1 protein-coding gene is annotated in these 1,140 nt (G+C 41.5%); it reads right to left on the reverse strand.

Features of this window, described 5'->3' with window-relative positions; genetic code table 11:
• Positions 1–135: 135 nt before the first annotated feature.
• The gene (locus A7975_RS17230; RefSeq protein WP_053373870.1) at positions 136–1,098 is read right to left on the reverse strand and encodes a tyrosine-type recombinase/integrase; all 963 of its coding nucleotides are present in this window, start codon (positions 1,096–1,098) and stop codon (positions 136–138) included.
• Positions 1,099–1,140 lie beyond the last annotated feature (42 nt).

Raw genomic sequence — 1,140 nt, forward strand, 5'->3', positions numbered from 1 at the left:
TCGCATAATAACAGTTATACGACAAAATTAGACACAAATAATAAAATCAACACTTACTATTATATGCCATTAATACCATCTTTACAACGTGGTTTGCATTTTATATAGGCAATAAGAACCTCCTTCACTAGTCTGTTAGATATAGGCGATCAATAATTCTTCTACATAATCAGAAGCTGACTTCGTAAGTTGTTCGACGGTATGCAAATATCGCTGAGTCGTATTGATGTGCGAATGGCCAAGCGTTTCCTGCACCTGCTGCAAAGAAGCTCCGTTTAATAACGCAAGTGTGGCGTTTGTATGCCTTAGCCAGTGAGGGGTAACCGGCTTGTCCAAACCGCATTTTAAGCAAGCGGCTTTAATCATCCGCTCCACTTGTCTGGAAGTAATGCTGAACACTTGCGAATCAGAGCTGCTGCTTAGATGCGGCTTAGTACCTAAGTAGCTGGAAAATAGAAGCCATAAATGTCGTGGTACTTTTATATCTCTTATTTTACCACCTTTTCCTCTGGTGACGGTTAACCAAACGTTTGATTCCGTGGCATCTGAGTAAAAATCGCACCAGCGGATAGAGCATAATTCGGACACTCGCAAGCCCAGAAGAAGAAGGCTTAATGCTATTAAATAATTACGCTTGTTATCATATTGCAAAAATTGCAGCAGCTTGCCTACCTCATTCTTAGTTAGAAAATGCTTTTTGCTCATTAACGGAATGACGGGGAGGCGGACGCTGCTAGTCGGATTCTGCTGGAACAATCCGATGTTTGGATCACTGCCCCATTTATAAAACGATTTTAGAGCGGCGATGGTTGCGGATACGGAGGCTGGAGCAAGCGGCAAGCCTGTTTTTTCATTTTTGAGCGATAGGAGATAAACCTTGAAAGCCTCGATTTCTCTCCACGTAACATCGTTCATGTTCTTGTAGGATATGAACATCCGGAATCGTTCAATGGCTCTGTAGTAGCTCTTATAAGTATGCTGCGATCTGCTGCGGTTGCTCAAAAACATCTGGATTTTTTGTTCATCCGTAAATGTTATTTCTTTCTCCTTTACTACCTGTAAAGCTAGTCTTTCCTCTGAAAATGACCCAACTATCATCAGAATTCCTCCTCTTGTTGTCGTATAACTGTTATTATGCGA

Origin of the sequence: Bacillus sp. FJAT-26390 (assembly GCF_001682865.1) — a bacterium.
In the GTDB taxonomy this organism is placed as follows: Bacteria; Bacillota; Bacilli; order Paenibacillales; family Paenibacillaceae; genus Pristimantibacillus.